Here is a 13,182-nt window from a genome sequence, read left to right as displayed (position 1 = left end):
ACTGGCGGCATCATATAGAGTAGGTTCAACAGCAACAGCTGAATACGAACTCTTAAGGCGTGTGCTTGACCACGTAAAAATCCGTAGTCTCTTACTCGCTGTAACCCTTTGGGGAGCACGTGCTGCAAAATGAGCAGCAAGAACTTAAGGATGGGCAAAGTGCGCGTTCGCCATGTATTGGTTTGGCTCTCTTTATAGCGGAACGTGACCGTATCATCGGTGATATGGATGATGTCTTCATCAGGCAACACACCACGATAGAGATAGCGAGCTAAATAGCTCAGTGCAGCCTGACCATAACCAACCTGCCTACAATCGACCACCCATTGTTTGGGAATGCCACTCGGCAGCCACAACGTTGGGTGCTGATTAATTGCTTCTAGCATTCTTGCTCGCCAGACTTTGGCTAAAGCAAATGCGTTAAAAAGGTAACGTTTGTTGCCTTTGTGCCACGTTTGTCTTGATGGGTCGTATTGGCCTGCCGCCACAATAATGTGCAGGTGTGGGTGCAAGTTTCGTTGTCGGCTGTGGGTATGCAGCACGGCTGTAAACCCAAGTTCACCTTGCATCTGCCTCTTCGCAAAGTCCTTTAAAACCCCCGACGCCACCTTAAACATACCGTTATATGTCGCTTTAGGTTGATGCCTTGCTAAAACCCTTAGTTGATACGGTAAAGTGAAGGTCACCATGAAATAGTGAACAGGCAACCGCTTTTGCTGCTGACGTTGTAGCCAGTCAGAAGTGGTGCGTTGTTGGCATTGAGGGCAGTGTCGGTCACCACAAGAAAGCGGTAATCGATCGCCTTGATGGCAGTGGCTGCAGAACCACTGTGACCGACCTTGTTGCTCTGTTTTACAACGCAGCATCGCACCAATGGCCCGATGCATATCGCCATTGATCTGCGCATGATAGTGACGCTTAAGCGTAGAGTGGTGTTGGCGAAGCAGTTCAATAAAGGTACTCATGTAATGCTCCCCGTTAAGTCTAGAGCGTCAGTTAAATGGTTGATGGCCATCGCAGCATCGCGTTGTTTTAGCGCAGTCATTCGGGTGTAACGGGCCGTGGTATTAAGGCTTGCGTGACCCAGCAGCGTTTGCAGTGAACGCAGGTCAAGCCCTTGCTCAAGCAAGTGCGTTGCAAAGCAGTGTCTGAGAGAGTGGGGACTCGCGTGTTTTTGGATGTCACACTCTTTGAGCACAAGCTTCATGGTTTTTTGAATGCCGCCTCTGTCCATCGGTGCGTCGTCACCTTTTCCAAGCCCGGGAAACAGCAAGCGAGGGTGCTTGTGGCTGAGCCAGTGTGTGGGGAGTGCCTTAAGCGTTCGCAGAGGAAGCGGCACCATTCGGTCTTTGCCGCCTTTTCCTTCGCGTATGTGAACCCGCATCGTTTGGCTGTCGATATCGTGAACCGTAAGGTTGAGTCCTTCACCAAGGCGTAATCCCATGCTGTAAAGAGTTAAGAAGAACACTTGATAACGGGCTTGTCGCGTGTGGTTAATCAGCGAGCTGACTTGTTGCGGTGTGAGTATGTCAGGCAGTCGTTTTACCTGTGGCGGCTTGACGATATTGAGCCACTCCCACTGTTTATCGAGTGTGTAGCGATAGAAAAACTGCAAGCCATTACGATCGAGTTTAATGGTGCTCCACGAGTGGGTTTGGATAAGAGACGCAAAGAACTGTTTGAGATCGGCCGTGGTTAATGTGTCAGGAACGTGATCGAAATGAGCGGTGATCCGACGAACAGGACGAGAATAGGCATCAATGGTCGCGGGTCGTTTACCTTGCAGCTTTAGGTTGGTAAGGTGTTGTTCATAAAGGGTGTTGTAGCGTTCTAAGTCGGTGGGATTCATAAGTTACTCCTGTCAACGACCATCAGGGTGATGGTGTGACAAGAGTATGGCTTGCACTCGTTTTACTCTGCCGCGCAGCGGCTTCGTTCAACAAAGCAATCAACACGATGCTATTTACATTCGGCATTCGCGGTTTGAAGTGTAATTGGTTTTGGAATTAAGTCGTTCGCACGTGTTATTGCGGCGTTAGTAAGCCAGCTGTTTAAGTCCTCAAATTTTATGAGTGGTAATTCATTTTGTGCCGCTATTCCGAGGGTTTCAAAGCGGATACATTCGCTGAAAATCTGTAGGTTTCTTTGGTGCAACGCCGCCAATAGTTCACGAATTTTAACGAGTTTATTTGTTCGGCGGTCAGTGCCACACATTAGTTTCGATTTTGAGGAGACACCTGTTTTGGTGACTTCTGTGTGCAGCAGGCCGGGTGTGGATAGGGTGTCATGTTTAGTTGAGATTGGTGATTGCTGAGAGATCAGCGTGCAACGGAGCCTCCGTTACTAACAAGTCATTCAAGCAGACGCTGTAACCTATGGCATTTTTGGTTTGAAGTTTTGTGGGCTTTGTAGGTGCGGCGTTTGCGCTACTTAGCTCTGCGTTAGCTTAAACATGGAAGTGAGCATGAAAATATTTAGTTTTTTATTTAATACAAACCAAAGTGAAATCGGATATGTAGTGAAATCATATCTATTGCATGCTTGTGTGACTTTTCCTTTAGTATTCGCTGCGTCATACGTTTGGGGTTCTGAACTTGTTGCTCCGGATGATAGACAGGAATCGTCATTATTGTTTTTGATTATTCTAGCTCCGGCTGTCGAAACGCTTCTAATGGTTCCAATATTAAAGCTTATACAAATGTTTAATTTTGAAGTAGTGATGACTTCAGTAATTAGCGCGCTGACATGGGCCGCAGCACATACTTTTAACAGCGTGCTAAACGGATTTGGCGTACTTTTCTTGTTTTTTATTCTTTCAATATCCTATTTAATTTGGCGTCAAAAATCATTTAAATCGGCATTTGGGGTTACATTTGGCATTCATGCCTTAAATAATGCAGTGGTGTTTTTAAGCTAACAAGCATTTAAGGTTTCGAGATACTTTGTCTGATCTTGTATAAACAATTTAGAGGTATAGATCTAAATCGTTTATGTCCAGAAGCTTCATAGGCTTAATTTTTACCTGTGGCACTTTCTAGCACGAAAGTGCCCCTTTAAATACTAACGTAATGACTCAGTGACAAATCGTGACACTGAAATTACAGTACTTTTTCTCATGGTTGCGACTAACAGCGTAGTGAAAGGAATCTCCCAAAAGTGTGCGCAGACGATGTTCTCAGCTTGTAATTTTCGTATGCATCATTGTGTTTCTCGTTGGCAGTAATATCTCGCAACTGGCCAAATTGCGTGCACTTATTGATGACTGCGAGGATATCTGGACTAAATAGTACAGTAGCCCCAGTAATTAACCTCACTGCTATTTGTCTTTTTTGAATAGTTTGTTTTTTAACCAAACCACAGGCAAGAATATAAGAAACCATAGCTTTTTCCCGAAGGCGAGTAAGAGAGCTCCAATAGCTAATCCACCTTTACCTGCAACCTTTCCTGTGATCAATTTGTACATCAAAGCACCAGCTCCAAAAGCTGCAACCGTATCAGTCTCTGGAACAAAGTCTTTATAGGTATGGCCTTTTTCATACTTTAGCTGTTCTAGAGTCGGCGCTAAGTTATCTTCCGCTGATATAAATTGCTCTTGAGATCCTACCCAAGTGATTTGACTATAACCTTCTCTAGATAATTTCAATGCTCTTGCATTAACTATTTTCTCATTCTCACTACTGTGCGCCCTTATAGCATAATACATCGTTGCTTCTTTCTTGTTTAATGTTGGTTTCTCTGCCCATCCATCAATAAAGAGAAGCGCGCCTTTCCTATGCTTATTATCATCCTCTGTACTATCGATAAGCTCTTGAAGTAAATCATTGCTATCAATACTTTCTTCCCAATCATCCATTTTTATAAAGCCAGGTCTGCTTTCTGTTATAATAAACCTGCTTAAATCTTGGTTTAAAAGAACTGCATTTGGAGAGCTAGGAACTCCATTAATTTCTTCTTCTAAAATTGCTGCGTCATCACCTCTAACCAAAGACTGCTCAGTCATAACTAGGATCGTTGCGTCTTGATTTGGTACGTCATATATACCTTCATATTCCCAGTTAAGGTTATCGAGTGGATTGGCAAATACCGAGCTTGCGATTAGCACTAATCCAATGGCCATGTATTTCATTTTTTTTCACTTAAATGCATATTATTTTTGTGCAATTTACCAGCTAAATACTTTAGTTATGTTGATAAAGATCTAAATGTAAGATATTGATATATATGTCAATTGCATATGATTGGTAGGCTATGCCGACATAGAGCCAGAAAGATTTAGTACAGTATTTATCTACCTTGAGCAATAACTGGAAGTATTTTAAAACTAATACTTGAACTTGCTGTTAAGTATTCACATCAGAGACTAAGGGGCATAAGCGATTCAGGGGGAGTTGAATGTTCGGCAAATAAAATTGCATCAAGTGAACCCGACACAATGAACTGAAGATAGAAGAAACTGCCTAGTTCTTATCAAAATCGCCACCTGTAGCAACAGTGCCTTTCCGCATTTTGAGATACTAAAAGTTATTCAGGCGCGGCTAAATTGGGAGAGTCATTGACACGTCTTTGTCCAGAGGCGTGTTATGCCGCCATGCTTTGGGACAAGAGCGCCTTAGGGCGACTACTCTAAAACACTTCTGCCCCAATAAGCTTCTTAGAGTGAGTGTACCTCATATTTTTTATCCTAGTAGAGCTAATCCTGATGAGCTTGGTGTTCTATGCGGATTATTTCGTAATCGATTCTCGATTGAGATGCAAGAATTGCACAACACCCTGATTTTCATTGAGTTTTATGGAGGTTGAGCGCAGTATAGAGAGAGTGCGGATACGGGGGGATCCCGTTTATAAAGCGTTAACTGGCAGGAGTATATATGAGCAAAAATAGCAAACAAAAAAGAACGCAAAAGAAAGCTAAAGTTCAAAAAATAGCGAATCACAAAGCCGAGGCTATACGTAAAAAACAGAGTGTGATTCCTTCTATTTTCTTAGATGAATCAGGAAATACGGGCTCAAACTTATTAGACAAAAATCAACCAGTCTTCACTTTAGCTAGCTGCGATCTTTCTATTAAAGAGGCGGAACGTCTTTTAAGTTTAGTTGGTTCTCGCGCAGAAAACGAACTTCATTTTAAGAGACTAAAACGAAATAAAGCAGGGCAAGATGGAATTATACGTTTATTAAGTGACCCAGCAGTTAATACTGAAAGTATTAAAATGAACGTGTTCTCAAAACGTTTTATGGTTACATCTAAAATTGTAGATTTACTTATTGAGCATATGCTCCACCTGAAAGGTGTCGATCTTTATGTTAATGGGCAAAATATTGCACTATCAAATATGTTGTTCTATTGCTTCGAAGCTTTCTGCAATGAAGAGTTAGTGGACAATATGTATAAGCTGTTTGTAGCTATGGTGAAAGAGCAAACTGAAGAGTCTATTGAAGCTTTCTATTCCTGCGTTGAAGCCGTGCAAGAATCATCGTCAAGTGATGGCTTTAAGTCCGATATAGATCAAATCCTTGACACTAAAGCATACATTGATAGCGCACTAGACGATATTGATAAAACAGCCTTAGATCCATCAATCCCAGCTTTGTTTGCACAATGTATCCAATGGGGGAATCAATATCCTAAAGGCTTCCACCTAATTCACGATGACTCTCATAGCATTGAAAAACAACGTGAGATGTTTGCTCAATTCATGGATTGGACTCAAGATGAAGTTGAGCTAGGGTATGATCGTCGCAAATTTGGACTACCTCTAAAAGGTAAATCAATGAGGTTTGCTGATTCACAGAAACATAAGCAGATACAAGTTGCTGATATTGTAGCAAGTTCTTTTGCTTATTGGGCTGCAGGTGTTGCGGTTGGAGAATCAGAAGATTACTTCTTCCTAGAACTAAACAAGTTAGATTTGGATCGTTTTATTGGACACAATAAGATTTGGCCAACACATGATGTTGACCCTAAAGATCTTGGGACAGTACATGATGGTGGTTTAAATGCAGCTAATAATATCCCTTCATTCTTAGCGAAAGCAAAAGCAAATCCAAGGGTCGCGGAAGCAGCCAGTTAACAAGCATTTAAAAGTGATTCCCAACGTTTGGCATTTTTCATTCCATCGTTGGTAGTATCGGGGTGTTAGTGTGAATATTCATGACTTTATAGTTGATATTGAACTGACGGAGTTCTTGTTTGGAGTTTCTTCGTTAGCTACTGTATTTGCTGCCATTATTGCTTATCGAGCACTGAATGCGTGGAAAAGAGGTATTGTTCTACAAAAGAGTTTAGATAACTTGGATCGAGTTGTTGAAGCCACAATTTCAACGTCAAGGAGCTTTTCTCAGGCTCTGAACTATATAGGGCTTCTACAGTTAAGTATCGATGCTTACCGACAGGACTCAAAGGAAGTAAAAGAATTTGCTAAGTCTGGGGTAGTAAAGTACATCACACAAAATGGCAAAGATGATTCTGCTCCATTGAAAGATATGCTGACAAAAAATGAAACGCTGTTAAATAAACTTGAATTACAGCTCGTTCTTTTTCAACGGTTAGATGATAAGCAGCTGAAATCTATGGTTATTCCGTTCAGGAGTATGCAGGTTCTGCATAGGAAATTGGTAGCCTTTGCATCAATAATTGGTAGTACATCGTTATATTGGAGTAACCCTAAAGTTGAAGAAACAGTTCTAGCAACAGTTAACCAAAATATGGAAGAGCTCCACAATCTCCTTGAGCAATCAAGAGAAGAGTTATTAAAAGCTGTTGATAGTAAGCATAAAACTTTGACTTCGTAACCTAATAAGAAATTTAAGAGTGATTCACAACGCTTGGCGCTCTCACTTCAAGTGAATTTAGTGTATATAGAGCAATGGTTTAAGTAAGGTGGTGGAGTTGTTCACACCTTAATTTGACGTTATGTTTCTAGGGATAATTATGAGTAACTTATATAGTATTTTTGAGTTCAAGTATCCGATTAGTGTAGATAAATCTGTTCTTGGAAATTCGTACCCGATCATGGTCAGTGGCATCAGTGGTGTCATCCATATTCCGTTCCTTCCTATTTGGACTGAACATGAACCAGATCCTTTATGGAAGCTACTAACCCCGCCAGAGGTCGCTAAGGGCTGGAAGCAAGGCTCTGAGCCGATATTTTGGGGGAAGCCCAATCAATATCCTAGTGGTCATTCTAGTTTGCACAGAGTGGTATTTCAGTTTGAAGTACACGATGCTGAAGTAAACGGTCAATTACTTTATGAATCATTTGTGTCATGGATAAACTTATTACTTGACTACTTAGAAGTGATGTCTAACCAAAATGTTCGTATTGAGCAGACGTTGAATTCTTATGGTGATAATTTTCACCTTTTTCATTGGGATGAAAATGGGAAAAATCAGGGTATTACTGAAAATAAAGTAATTACTGTCTGTCTGGATAACTGGCAGAAAAATATTAAACATGAACAGTTCCTTGAAGCTTGCACTTTGGCATCATCTGGAGCTCCGTTAAATTTGACTTATAAACTTTACCTAGAGGCTAATCGCGCATTTTTGCAGAAAGACTATCGGAAAACTGTAATAGAGTGCGGTGCATCTATTGAAAACGCACTAACTGAATTGATCTCATTAGAACTCTCTAATTGTGGTTTATCAGATGAAGAGATTGGCGCACGCCTGAGTAATAGAAGCAATAGAACTCTAGGTGGGCGCTTTAATTTAGCTGATTCTCAGTTGCACTTAGACTTAATGCAACAAAATTATAGTTACCGAGATTTACTCGTCAATCCAAGGAATGACGCTGTGCATAAGGCTGAATTCATTCCTCAACAAATAGCTCGTGAAGCAATTGATTACACCAGTAAACTACTAAATGTGGTAGCTCCTGAGCTAAAAGAAACATAACAAGCATTTAAGGTTTCAAGATACTTTTTCTAATCTTGTATAAACGATTTAGGGCTATAGGTCTAAATCGTTTTTGTCTAAAAATGTTTCAGGACTACTTAGAGATTGCACAACGATCAACATTGAGCCAAAGAAGAAGGCTGCCATAAGGCAGCCTTTTTTAGTTTGCAAGTGCAACTTCTCACGAGGGTAGGGTGATAATAGGCTCGTTAAGTATCGGTGACGCTATTAATCAAATTAACTGCAGTGCTCTCAAACAGATGAGTGCAACAGTTAACGCTTTTCCATCACTAACGCAACTCTACCTACAACCCTTACTTCATCTTCTTCGACGGTTAGAGTCGAACCGTTAAAGCTGATTGCTAGTTTTTTGCCTGGTAAGCGCTGGATGTCGTTTAGCGAGAGTAGGCCGTCCATATCAACTAGGTATGTACCGCTTACTGCATGGTGAGATTCTTTATTTATAAGGAACGTAGTAGTTCCATCTTTGATTGCTATTACATTACTTACACCTAACTCGTCTAGAAGAGCTTTATCGAATGCAAGTATCCCTTTCCCAACCAATTTACCGTCGTCAATAGAGAAACAGTCGATATCGAAAAGAGTTTTCGATTCGTTCTTCTTATTAATATGCTTTTGGGTTGGTGTTTTAGGGTACGGTTCGCCTTTATCTAGAAGTAACCATTCAAGTGAGACTCCAGTGCTCAAATGAGTCCTTACTGCAATTTCAAAGGGAGTAAGGTTTCTCTGTCGCCAAGTCGCGATTGTTGATTTTGGGATGCCAAATACGTCTGCTACGTCCTGTTGGCGGTCTGAATTCGTGATATCTATCAACTTCTTGATAATATCTCTACCTCCCAAATACGATATTTGGTCTATTTTAAGTTGCTTGTTATTCATATGTGATCAATAATCGCAATTGAGTCCGAAATGGTGGGGTGCAACTCGTCATTCCGAAATTAAACATTCAATAACAGAATAGGATATCACTATGCTCTCATATCAAGTAGTCCTAAATACGCCTTTCATGACGTACGACCAATACTCTCAGTTCTCCGGAATGCCGAAACGCACCATCATGGATTGGGTAGCTGATGGTCGCTTACCTATTAAAACTAAAGCAAAAGGTAAAGAAACCCCTCTCATCAATATGGTCATGTTGCTAGAAATGGCAACGCGTGAAACGTTGGAGAGAATGGGGTAAATAGCCATGCGTTTATCTTTCATAACTTCGACCAAAGAGCTTTGTCCGTTGGGGCTAACATTCTTGGTTGGAGTTTCGTTGTCATCTCGTCTTTCTTCAATTGAGTATTGGTTATGAACGGAATTGACTCAATAGGCGAATTTTCTCGCACAAAACAAGGGGCCTTTAATGAGGCGTGTTGCGTGTTCGCTAGGTCAGAGAATATGGCTAGGCTGGCAGAGGTCATAGGGATGAGTCCGACCATGCTGCGGAATAAACTTAATCCTGATCAGCCTCATGTCCTGAGTTGTGTTGAAGCCATCACTCTCGCCAAAGTGAGCGGTAATCACATTATTGTAAACAGCTTACTTCTTGGACTTGGGGTGGTCACCGCTTATATACCGCCCAACACTACCGATGATGCCTTTGTTTTGTGCGCACTAGAGAGCTCGACCCATTCGGGGGAGTTGTCTCGAATGGCTTTGGAGTATGCAGGAAAGCCTAGGCTTACTCGGGCACAGAAATATGAGATTGTTCAGACCGTACACGCGAATATCAGCGGTCAGGTTTTGCTCCTCAATAGTTTGGAAAAACTGAATCAAGGTGTTGGTCTGCTCAAAGCGATAGGGCGGAAAGGTGGGCGCTAGTGGTATATCAGTTTCAAGTATTCATTCGGAGGGGTGATGCTCATTGCTCCGGATCATAAGCCATCTTCTGAAAGGTCTGGTCATGGATTAACAGAGGAAGATAAGCGAAGAGGCCTTCGCTATATCAGGCGCATCCGACGCGAGTTATGTGACCGTCAACTTTCGCCATTATTGGTTGAGTGGATGAGGTTAACGTATCAATTAAGGCATTCGAATCGGGTGTTTGAACAAGTACGGCTGCGAATTCGTTTATTCGGTCTTGAAAAGCGAATGCAAAGAATCAGACAGCGTTGGCTTTAACGCGTTGTCCTTAGCCTGAGTAACGTCATTGGCTGCTCCCAAAGGAGAGCCTGTTAGCCAAGGAAAACGTGATGAATAATCATGAGTGGGCGGTCATAGGCGGTAAGGTGCTTCAAACAAGCCAAGAAGCGGTCTTCTATCTAGCGGTAGTGAGCGAAGACCAATGGCGTGATGCATTCCGCTGTCATGTGAAAAGTGGGGTGAGGGGAAATGACGAACACTTAGCAATTGAACGCCTGAATGGAAAGGATTCATCAGGTTCGACAGGCTTATTGGGCGCCACTAAGAGCGTCAACTCGGTCGTAACGTACGAGGCCTTGGAAAGGGTGTTTATCCAGAGCGAGTCTGGAAGTCAACGTGGACTAGGGACGGTGAGGGCGAGCCGATGACGGCTCATTCTGAATACGCTGCGTCTTCGTCTATGTCGTGTTTGAGCCGGCTGCTTGAGGAAGCGCCTTATTTGTCGAGGTGCAGTGACAACAAAACCGCGATGCTAATTCGACCTCGAAACTACGCCGTCAGATGGCCGTATATGCAGGTCAATCGAAAAGAGATGCAGGCGTGGATGGTTTTCGATATTGATCATGAACACCGAGCTTTCCCCAATCCCTACATTTGGCAAGATGAAGGGTTGCCGCCCCCCAATATGATTGTCCGAAACCGTACCAGTAATAAAGCCCACCTTTTTTATGCCATTGTACCTGTCTGTACCAGCGATCAGGCTCGCTCCAAACCCATTCAGTACCTCAAAGCCATTTATCGCGCGTTAGCCTTGCGACTGGAGGCGGACTTGAGTTATTCAGGGCCTGTTGCCAAAACGCCCTTTCATCCTTGGTGGCAAACAACCGAACTTCACCGCAGTGTCTATGAACTTAACGAGTTAGCGGATTCGCTGGAACTGGAGAGTACGCGGCCGTGGCTTCGTCAAGAGCGTGACGTTTCTTATTCCCGGAATTGTACTTTGTTTGAACGTACCCGCCGGTTCGCTTATGACATCGTCGACGAAGAAAGGGAAAAGGGCAGCTATACGAATTTTAAATGCCGTGTAGAGAGCTTTGCACATGTCAATAATGCCAATTTGGTGGGTAAGCCGTCTTTGCCATGCAGTGAGGTATTAGCGGTGGTAAAAAGCGTCTCTCGTTGGACCTGGGATAAATATTGTGCTCGGTCAGATTGCCAGCGAGGTGTGATGAGGTTGGATAGTGGATTAAGTTTACAGGAAAGGCAGCGTAGAGCGGCCAGAAGAACTCATAACCTTCGCCGGACGAAGACCACTCGCCGAATTATCCGCGCCTGTCTGTTTCTGTTACGCAAAAATCAGGAGCTCACGATTGGTTTGGTGGCGCGTAAGGCGAACTTGTGTCGCCAGACCGTCAGTCGTTACGTCTATCTGTTTGAATGGGTCAAGTCTGCTTTATCCGAAAGTAGGCGAAATGGGCCAGAGCCTCGTGGTAATTATGCTGTTCATCAGATATCTGCCCCTATAACGTTAGAGAGGGCTGAGTATGAAGTAGGGATAAAGAAGGCGGTGCTTGAGTCGGCTTTTCCTTGAGTTGAATAATAACAAGTAACTATCGAGTCAAAACGAGGTCTCTTAGTAAATTCAATTCTGGAGTAAAGACTAGGTTGCATTTATTGGACACCCGATCATCTCCTCTCTGACTTTTTGTCCGCGAGCTCCTTTTTAAAGACATGAAATGTGTTCTAAGGGTGAGTCGACATGACCCTGTTCAATGTGATTGATGTCTCAATTTGTTTAAATATGGATTCACTCGCTCCATATTGCTGTATATTTACACAGTAACTTAAGGGAGGAGTTATGTCTTTTAAAGATAAAGAGACACTGTCAACAGGAATTGAATTCATTGTTGAAGCCGTAGCGGTGAAGACGAATGGCCAAGATCATTCAGCGTTAGGCTTATATCTGATCAGCTTACTGCTAGAAGATCAAAAGATTGGCCTTGATTGTGATGAAAAAAGGACGGTAGTACCGCTTGGTAAATCGCGTACAACACATCTTGATTTGGGCTGGAAGTGCCCAACGTTTTAGATTTGGTTGTGTTAGTTGGCGCTTCATATAGCTGTGGGACAATTACTAAGGTACAGGATAGACAATTGATGGAAAAGTACAGGTAAGCACTCACAAGGGTCTTGGACCAGTTAAGGCTAAACAGTGTGTGATAAGCAGTATGGTTAGCTAATTGGGTGGACTTTGTAATGATAGTTATTCAACTCTTCACTTGCTTGGCACAACTCATATGTGAAATAAGGTTGGGTTGCTAAGCTCTTAGTGAATCTGTCTAATTCATTCGTATGTATAAACAGCGAAATGGGTGCAATCTGACGGTTTTCATTATCGAAGCAATGATCAATATGTGCTCTGTCGATATAAACAACGTCCATTTCCTGCTTAGGGGTCTCTTCAATAAGTTTTGTTTCTAATCCGCTCTTCTCAAAGCGTTCTAGCAAGGCATAAAGCTTATCAACGTCGTTTTTGCTCTCTATCGCTGAATATTGAGATAAAACGCTTTCTAAGTGTTTTTCAATTGAGCCAAACTTACTCTTCATCAAACAAACAGTTTTAAGCTTTTTCTTGATAAGGCTATATCGAGCTTGTTTGATTTTTGGCTTTAAGAAGTCAATGATGATCTTGTTTCGTTGCTCTTCTTTAACAAAGTGACTGGAAATTTTTACTTTGAAGTAAAGGTGAAGAAGAGTGTTTTCGAAGGTCGACTTAAGAAGTTGGTGGTATGAATGTTCTGACATTGTTCACATCGATTATTTTCTGGTGAGGGTATCTTATCACAAGAATAGCAAGGCTCTAAGGCCGAAACCAAAGTGACGCCATTTGCTGTTTGTGTGTTGTTGAGTGAGTTTCCTACTCATAAGAAGCATGACTTAAGAGTGATTCTTAACGCTCAATATCTCTGCGCTAAACCTGGCACCTTGAAAGTGATACGACAGTATCACTTTATTACTCTTATTTTGGAGTTACTCTTATGAAAGTCGAGCTCGTTACTTCCCTCAAGCGTCAAGCGTCCCAAATCCTAGCGGACTTACATGACACCAAAGAACCTGTGCTAATCACCGAACACGGTAAACCTTCTGCGTATTTGGTTGATGTGGACGACTATCATTTTATGCAAAACCGTTTG

General features: G+C 42.4%; 15 protein-coding genes. 10 read left to right on the top strand and 5 right to left on the bottom strand.

Features of this window, described 5'->3' with window-relative positions:
• Together AB4496_RS05355 and AB4496_RS05350 are read right to left on the bottom strand one after the other, a co-directional pair.
• A partial coding sequence (locus tag AB4496_RS05355) for a transposase (protein WP_372130665.1) occupies nucleotides 1–965 on the bottom strand: 965 nt, incomplete at its 3' end.
• Entirely contained in the window at nucleotides 962–1,849 is an 888-nt protein-coding gene (locus tag AB4496_RS05350) for a site-specific integrase (protein ID WP_136975342.1), read from the bottom strand. The genes AB4496_RS05355 and AB4496_RS05350, both read right to left, overlap by 4 nt.
• Before the next feature lie 615 nt (nucleotides 1,850–2,464).
• Between AB4496_RS05350 and AB4496_RS05345 the strand changes: the two genes are divergently transcribed.
• Nucleotides 2,465–2,917, top strand: coding sequence for a hypothetical protein (locus AB4496_RS05345; RefSeq protein WP_076675364.1), 453 nt, complete (start codon nucleotides 2,465–2,467; stop codon nucleotides 2,915–2,917).
• 399 nt (nucleotides 2,918–3,316) lie between these two features.
• Here AB4496_RS05345 and AB4496_RS05340 read toward each other — a convergent pair whose 3' ends face one another.
• Nucleotides 3,317–4,126, bottom strand: a complete 810-nt coding sequence (locus AB4496_RS05340; RefSeq protein ID WP_102257508.1) for a DUF2167 domain-containing protein — start codon at nucleotides 4,124–4,126, stop codon at nucleotides 3,317–3,319.
• A gap of 742 nt (nucleotides 4,127–4,868) precedes the next feature.
• Here AB4496_RS05340 and AB4496_RS05335 point away from each other — a divergent pair.
• From AB4496_RS05335 to AB4496_RS05325, 3 genes are all read left to right on the top strand, one after another.
• Nucleotides 4,869–6,071: a DUF3800 domain-containing protein gene (locus AB4496_RS05335; protein ID WP_102257507.1), complete on the top strand. Its 1,203-nt coding sequence runs from the start codon at nucleotides 4,869–4,871 to the stop codon at nucleotides 6,069–6,071.
• Nucleotides 6,072–6,141: 70 nt separating this feature from the next.
• Nucleotides 6,142–6,792, top strand: coding sequence for a hypothetical protein (locus tag AB4496_RS05330; RefSeq protein ID WP_102257506.1), 651 nt, complete (start codon nucleotides 6,142–6,144; stop codon nucleotides 6,790–6,792).
• Nucleotides 6,793–6,931: 139 nt separating this feature from the next.
• Complete coding sequence (locus AB4496_RS05325) at nucleotides 6,932–7,897, top strand: hypothetical protein (protein ID WP_102257505.1); 966 nt, start codon at nucleotides 6,932–6,934, stop codon at nucleotides 7,895–7,897.
• Between the two features lie 273 nt (nucleotides 7,898–8,170).
• Here the strand turns inward: AB4496_RS05325 and AB4496_RS05320 are convergent, their stop codons facing one another.
• Nucleotides 8,171–8,797, bottom strand: a complete 627-nt coding sequence (locus AB4496_RS05320; RefSeq protein WP_102257504.1) for a phage repressor protein CI — start codon at nucleotides 8,795–8,797, stop codon at nucleotides 8,171–8,173.
• A 91-nt stretch (nucleotides 8,798–8,888) separates the two neighbouring features.
• On the opposite strand from AB4496_RS05320, the gene AB4496_RS05315 reads away from it, so the two are divergent.
• The 5 genes from AB4496_RS05315 to AB4496_RS05295 all read left to right on the top strand — a co-directional run bounded on the left by AB4496_RS05315 (nucleotide 8,889) and on the right by AB4496_RS05295 (nucleotide 12,077).
• Nucleotides 8,889–9,101, top strand: coding sequence for a hypothetical protein (locus AB4496_RS05315; protein ID WP_029203682.1), 213 nt, complete (start codon nucleotides 8,889–8,891; stop codon nucleotides 9,099–9,101).
• A 113-nt stretch (nucleotides 9,102–9,214) separates the two neighbouring features.
• Nucleotides 9,215–9,727, top strand: coding sequence for a phage regulatory CII family protein (locus tag AB4496_RS05310; protein WP_016799974.1), 513 nt, complete (start codon nucleotides 9,215–9,217; stop codon nucleotides 9,725–9,727).
• 371 nt (nucleotides 9,728–10,098) lie between these two features.
• The gene (locus AB4496_RS05305; RefSeq protein ID WP_057622102.1) at nucleotides 10,099–10,416 is read left to right on the top strand and encodes a hypothetical protein; all 318 of its coding nucleotides are present in this window, start codon (nucleotides 10,099–10,101) and stop codon (nucleotides 10,414–10,416) included.
• The gene (locus AB4496_RS05300; protein WP_017091826.1) at nucleotides 10,413–11,579 is read left to right on the top strand and encodes a replication initiation protein; all 1,167 of its coding nucleotides are present in this window, start codon (nucleotides 10,413–10,415) and stop codon (nucleotides 11,577–11,579) included. The genes AB4496_RS05305 and AB4496_RS05300 overlap by 4 nt, the downstream gene beginning before the upstream one ends.
• Before the next feature lie 267 nt (nucleotides 11,580–11,846).
• A complete protein-coding gene (locus AB4496_RS05295; protein ID WP_016799977.1) occupies nucleotides 11,847–12,077 on the top strand; it encodes a hypothetical protein in 231 nt (76 codons plus the stop codon).
• Nucleotides 12,078–12,220: 143 nt separating this feature from the next.
• Here the strand turns inward: AB4496_RS05295 and AB4496_RS05290 are convergent, their stop codons facing one another.
• A complete protein-coding gene (locus AB4496_RS05290; protein ID WP_017091827.1) occupies nucleotides 12,221–12,793 on the bottom strand; it encodes a DUF2913 family protein in 573 nt (190 codons plus the stop codon).
• A 233-nt stretch (nucleotides 12,794–13,026) separates the two neighbouring features.
• Here AB4496_RS05290 and AB4496_RS05285 point away from each other — a divergent pair.
• Nucleotides 13,027–13,182: type II toxin-antitoxin system Phd/YefM family antitoxin (locus tag AB4496_RS05285; RefSeq protein ID WP_372105161.1), on the top strand; the 156-nt coding region annotated here is incomplete at its 3' end.

It is taken from the genome of Vibrio sp. 10N.222.46.A1 (assembly GCF_041473595.1).
GTDB classification, from domain to species: domain Bacteria; phylum Pseudomonadota; class Gammaproteobacteria; order Enterobacterales; family Vibrionaceae; genus Vibrio; species Vibrio tasmaniensis_A.
Note: the sequence above shows the minus strand (reverse complement) of the source record. Positions and strands in the feature narration are given on the sequence as shown.

Excerpts from the sequence above, each read along its gene's own strand:
- AB4496_RS05350 (WP_136975342.1), bottom strand. The coding sequence starts at position 1,849 with ATGAATCCCACCGACTTAGAACGCTACAACACCCTTTATGAACAACAC.
- AB4496_RS05345 (WP_076675364.1), top strand. The coding sequence starts at position 2,465 with ATGAAAATATTTAGTTTTTTATTTAATACAAACCAAAGTGAAATCGGA.
- AB4496_RS05340 (WP_102257508.1), bottom strand. The coding sequence starts at position 4,126 with ATGAAATACATGGCCATTGGATTAGTGCTAATCGCAAGCTCGGTATTT.
- AB4496_RS05335 (WP_102257507.1), top strand. The coding sequence starts at position 4,869 with ATGAGCAAAAATAGCAAACAAAAAAGAACGCAAAAGAAAGCTAAAGTT.
- AB4496_RS05325 (WP_102257505.1), top strand. The coding sequence starts at position 6,932 with ATGAGTAACTTATATAGTATTTTTGAGTTCAAGTATCCGATTAGTGTA.
- AB4496_RS05320 (WP_102257504.1), bottom strand. The coding sequence starts at position 8,797 with ATGAATAACAAGCAACTTAAAATAGACCAAATATCGTATTTGGGAGGT.
- AB4496_RS05315 (WP_029203682.1), top strand. The coding sequence starts at position 8,889 with ATGCTCTCATATCAAGTAGTCCTAAATACGCCTTTCATGACGTACGAC.
- AB4496_RS05310 (WP_016799974.1), top strand. The coding sequence starts at position 9,215 with ATGAACGGAATTGACTCAATAGGCGAATTTTCTCGCACAAAACAAGGG.
- AB4496_RS05305 (WP_057622102.1), top strand. The coding sequence starts at position 10,099 with ATGAATAATCATGAGTGGGCGGTCATAGGCGGTAAGGTGCTTCAAACA.
- AB4496_RS05300 (WP_017091826.1), top strand. The coding sequence starts at position 10,413 with ATGACGGCTCATTCTGAATACGCTGCGTCTTCGTCTATGTCGTGTTTG.
- AB4496_RS05295 (WP_016799977.1), top strand. The coding sequence starts at position 11,847 with ATGTCTTTTAAAGATAAAGAGACACTGTCAACAGGAATTGAATTCATT.
- AB4496_RS05290 (WP_017091827.1), bottom strand. The coding sequence starts at position 12,793 with ATGTCAGAACATTCATACCACCAACTTCTTAAGTCGACCTTCGAAAAC.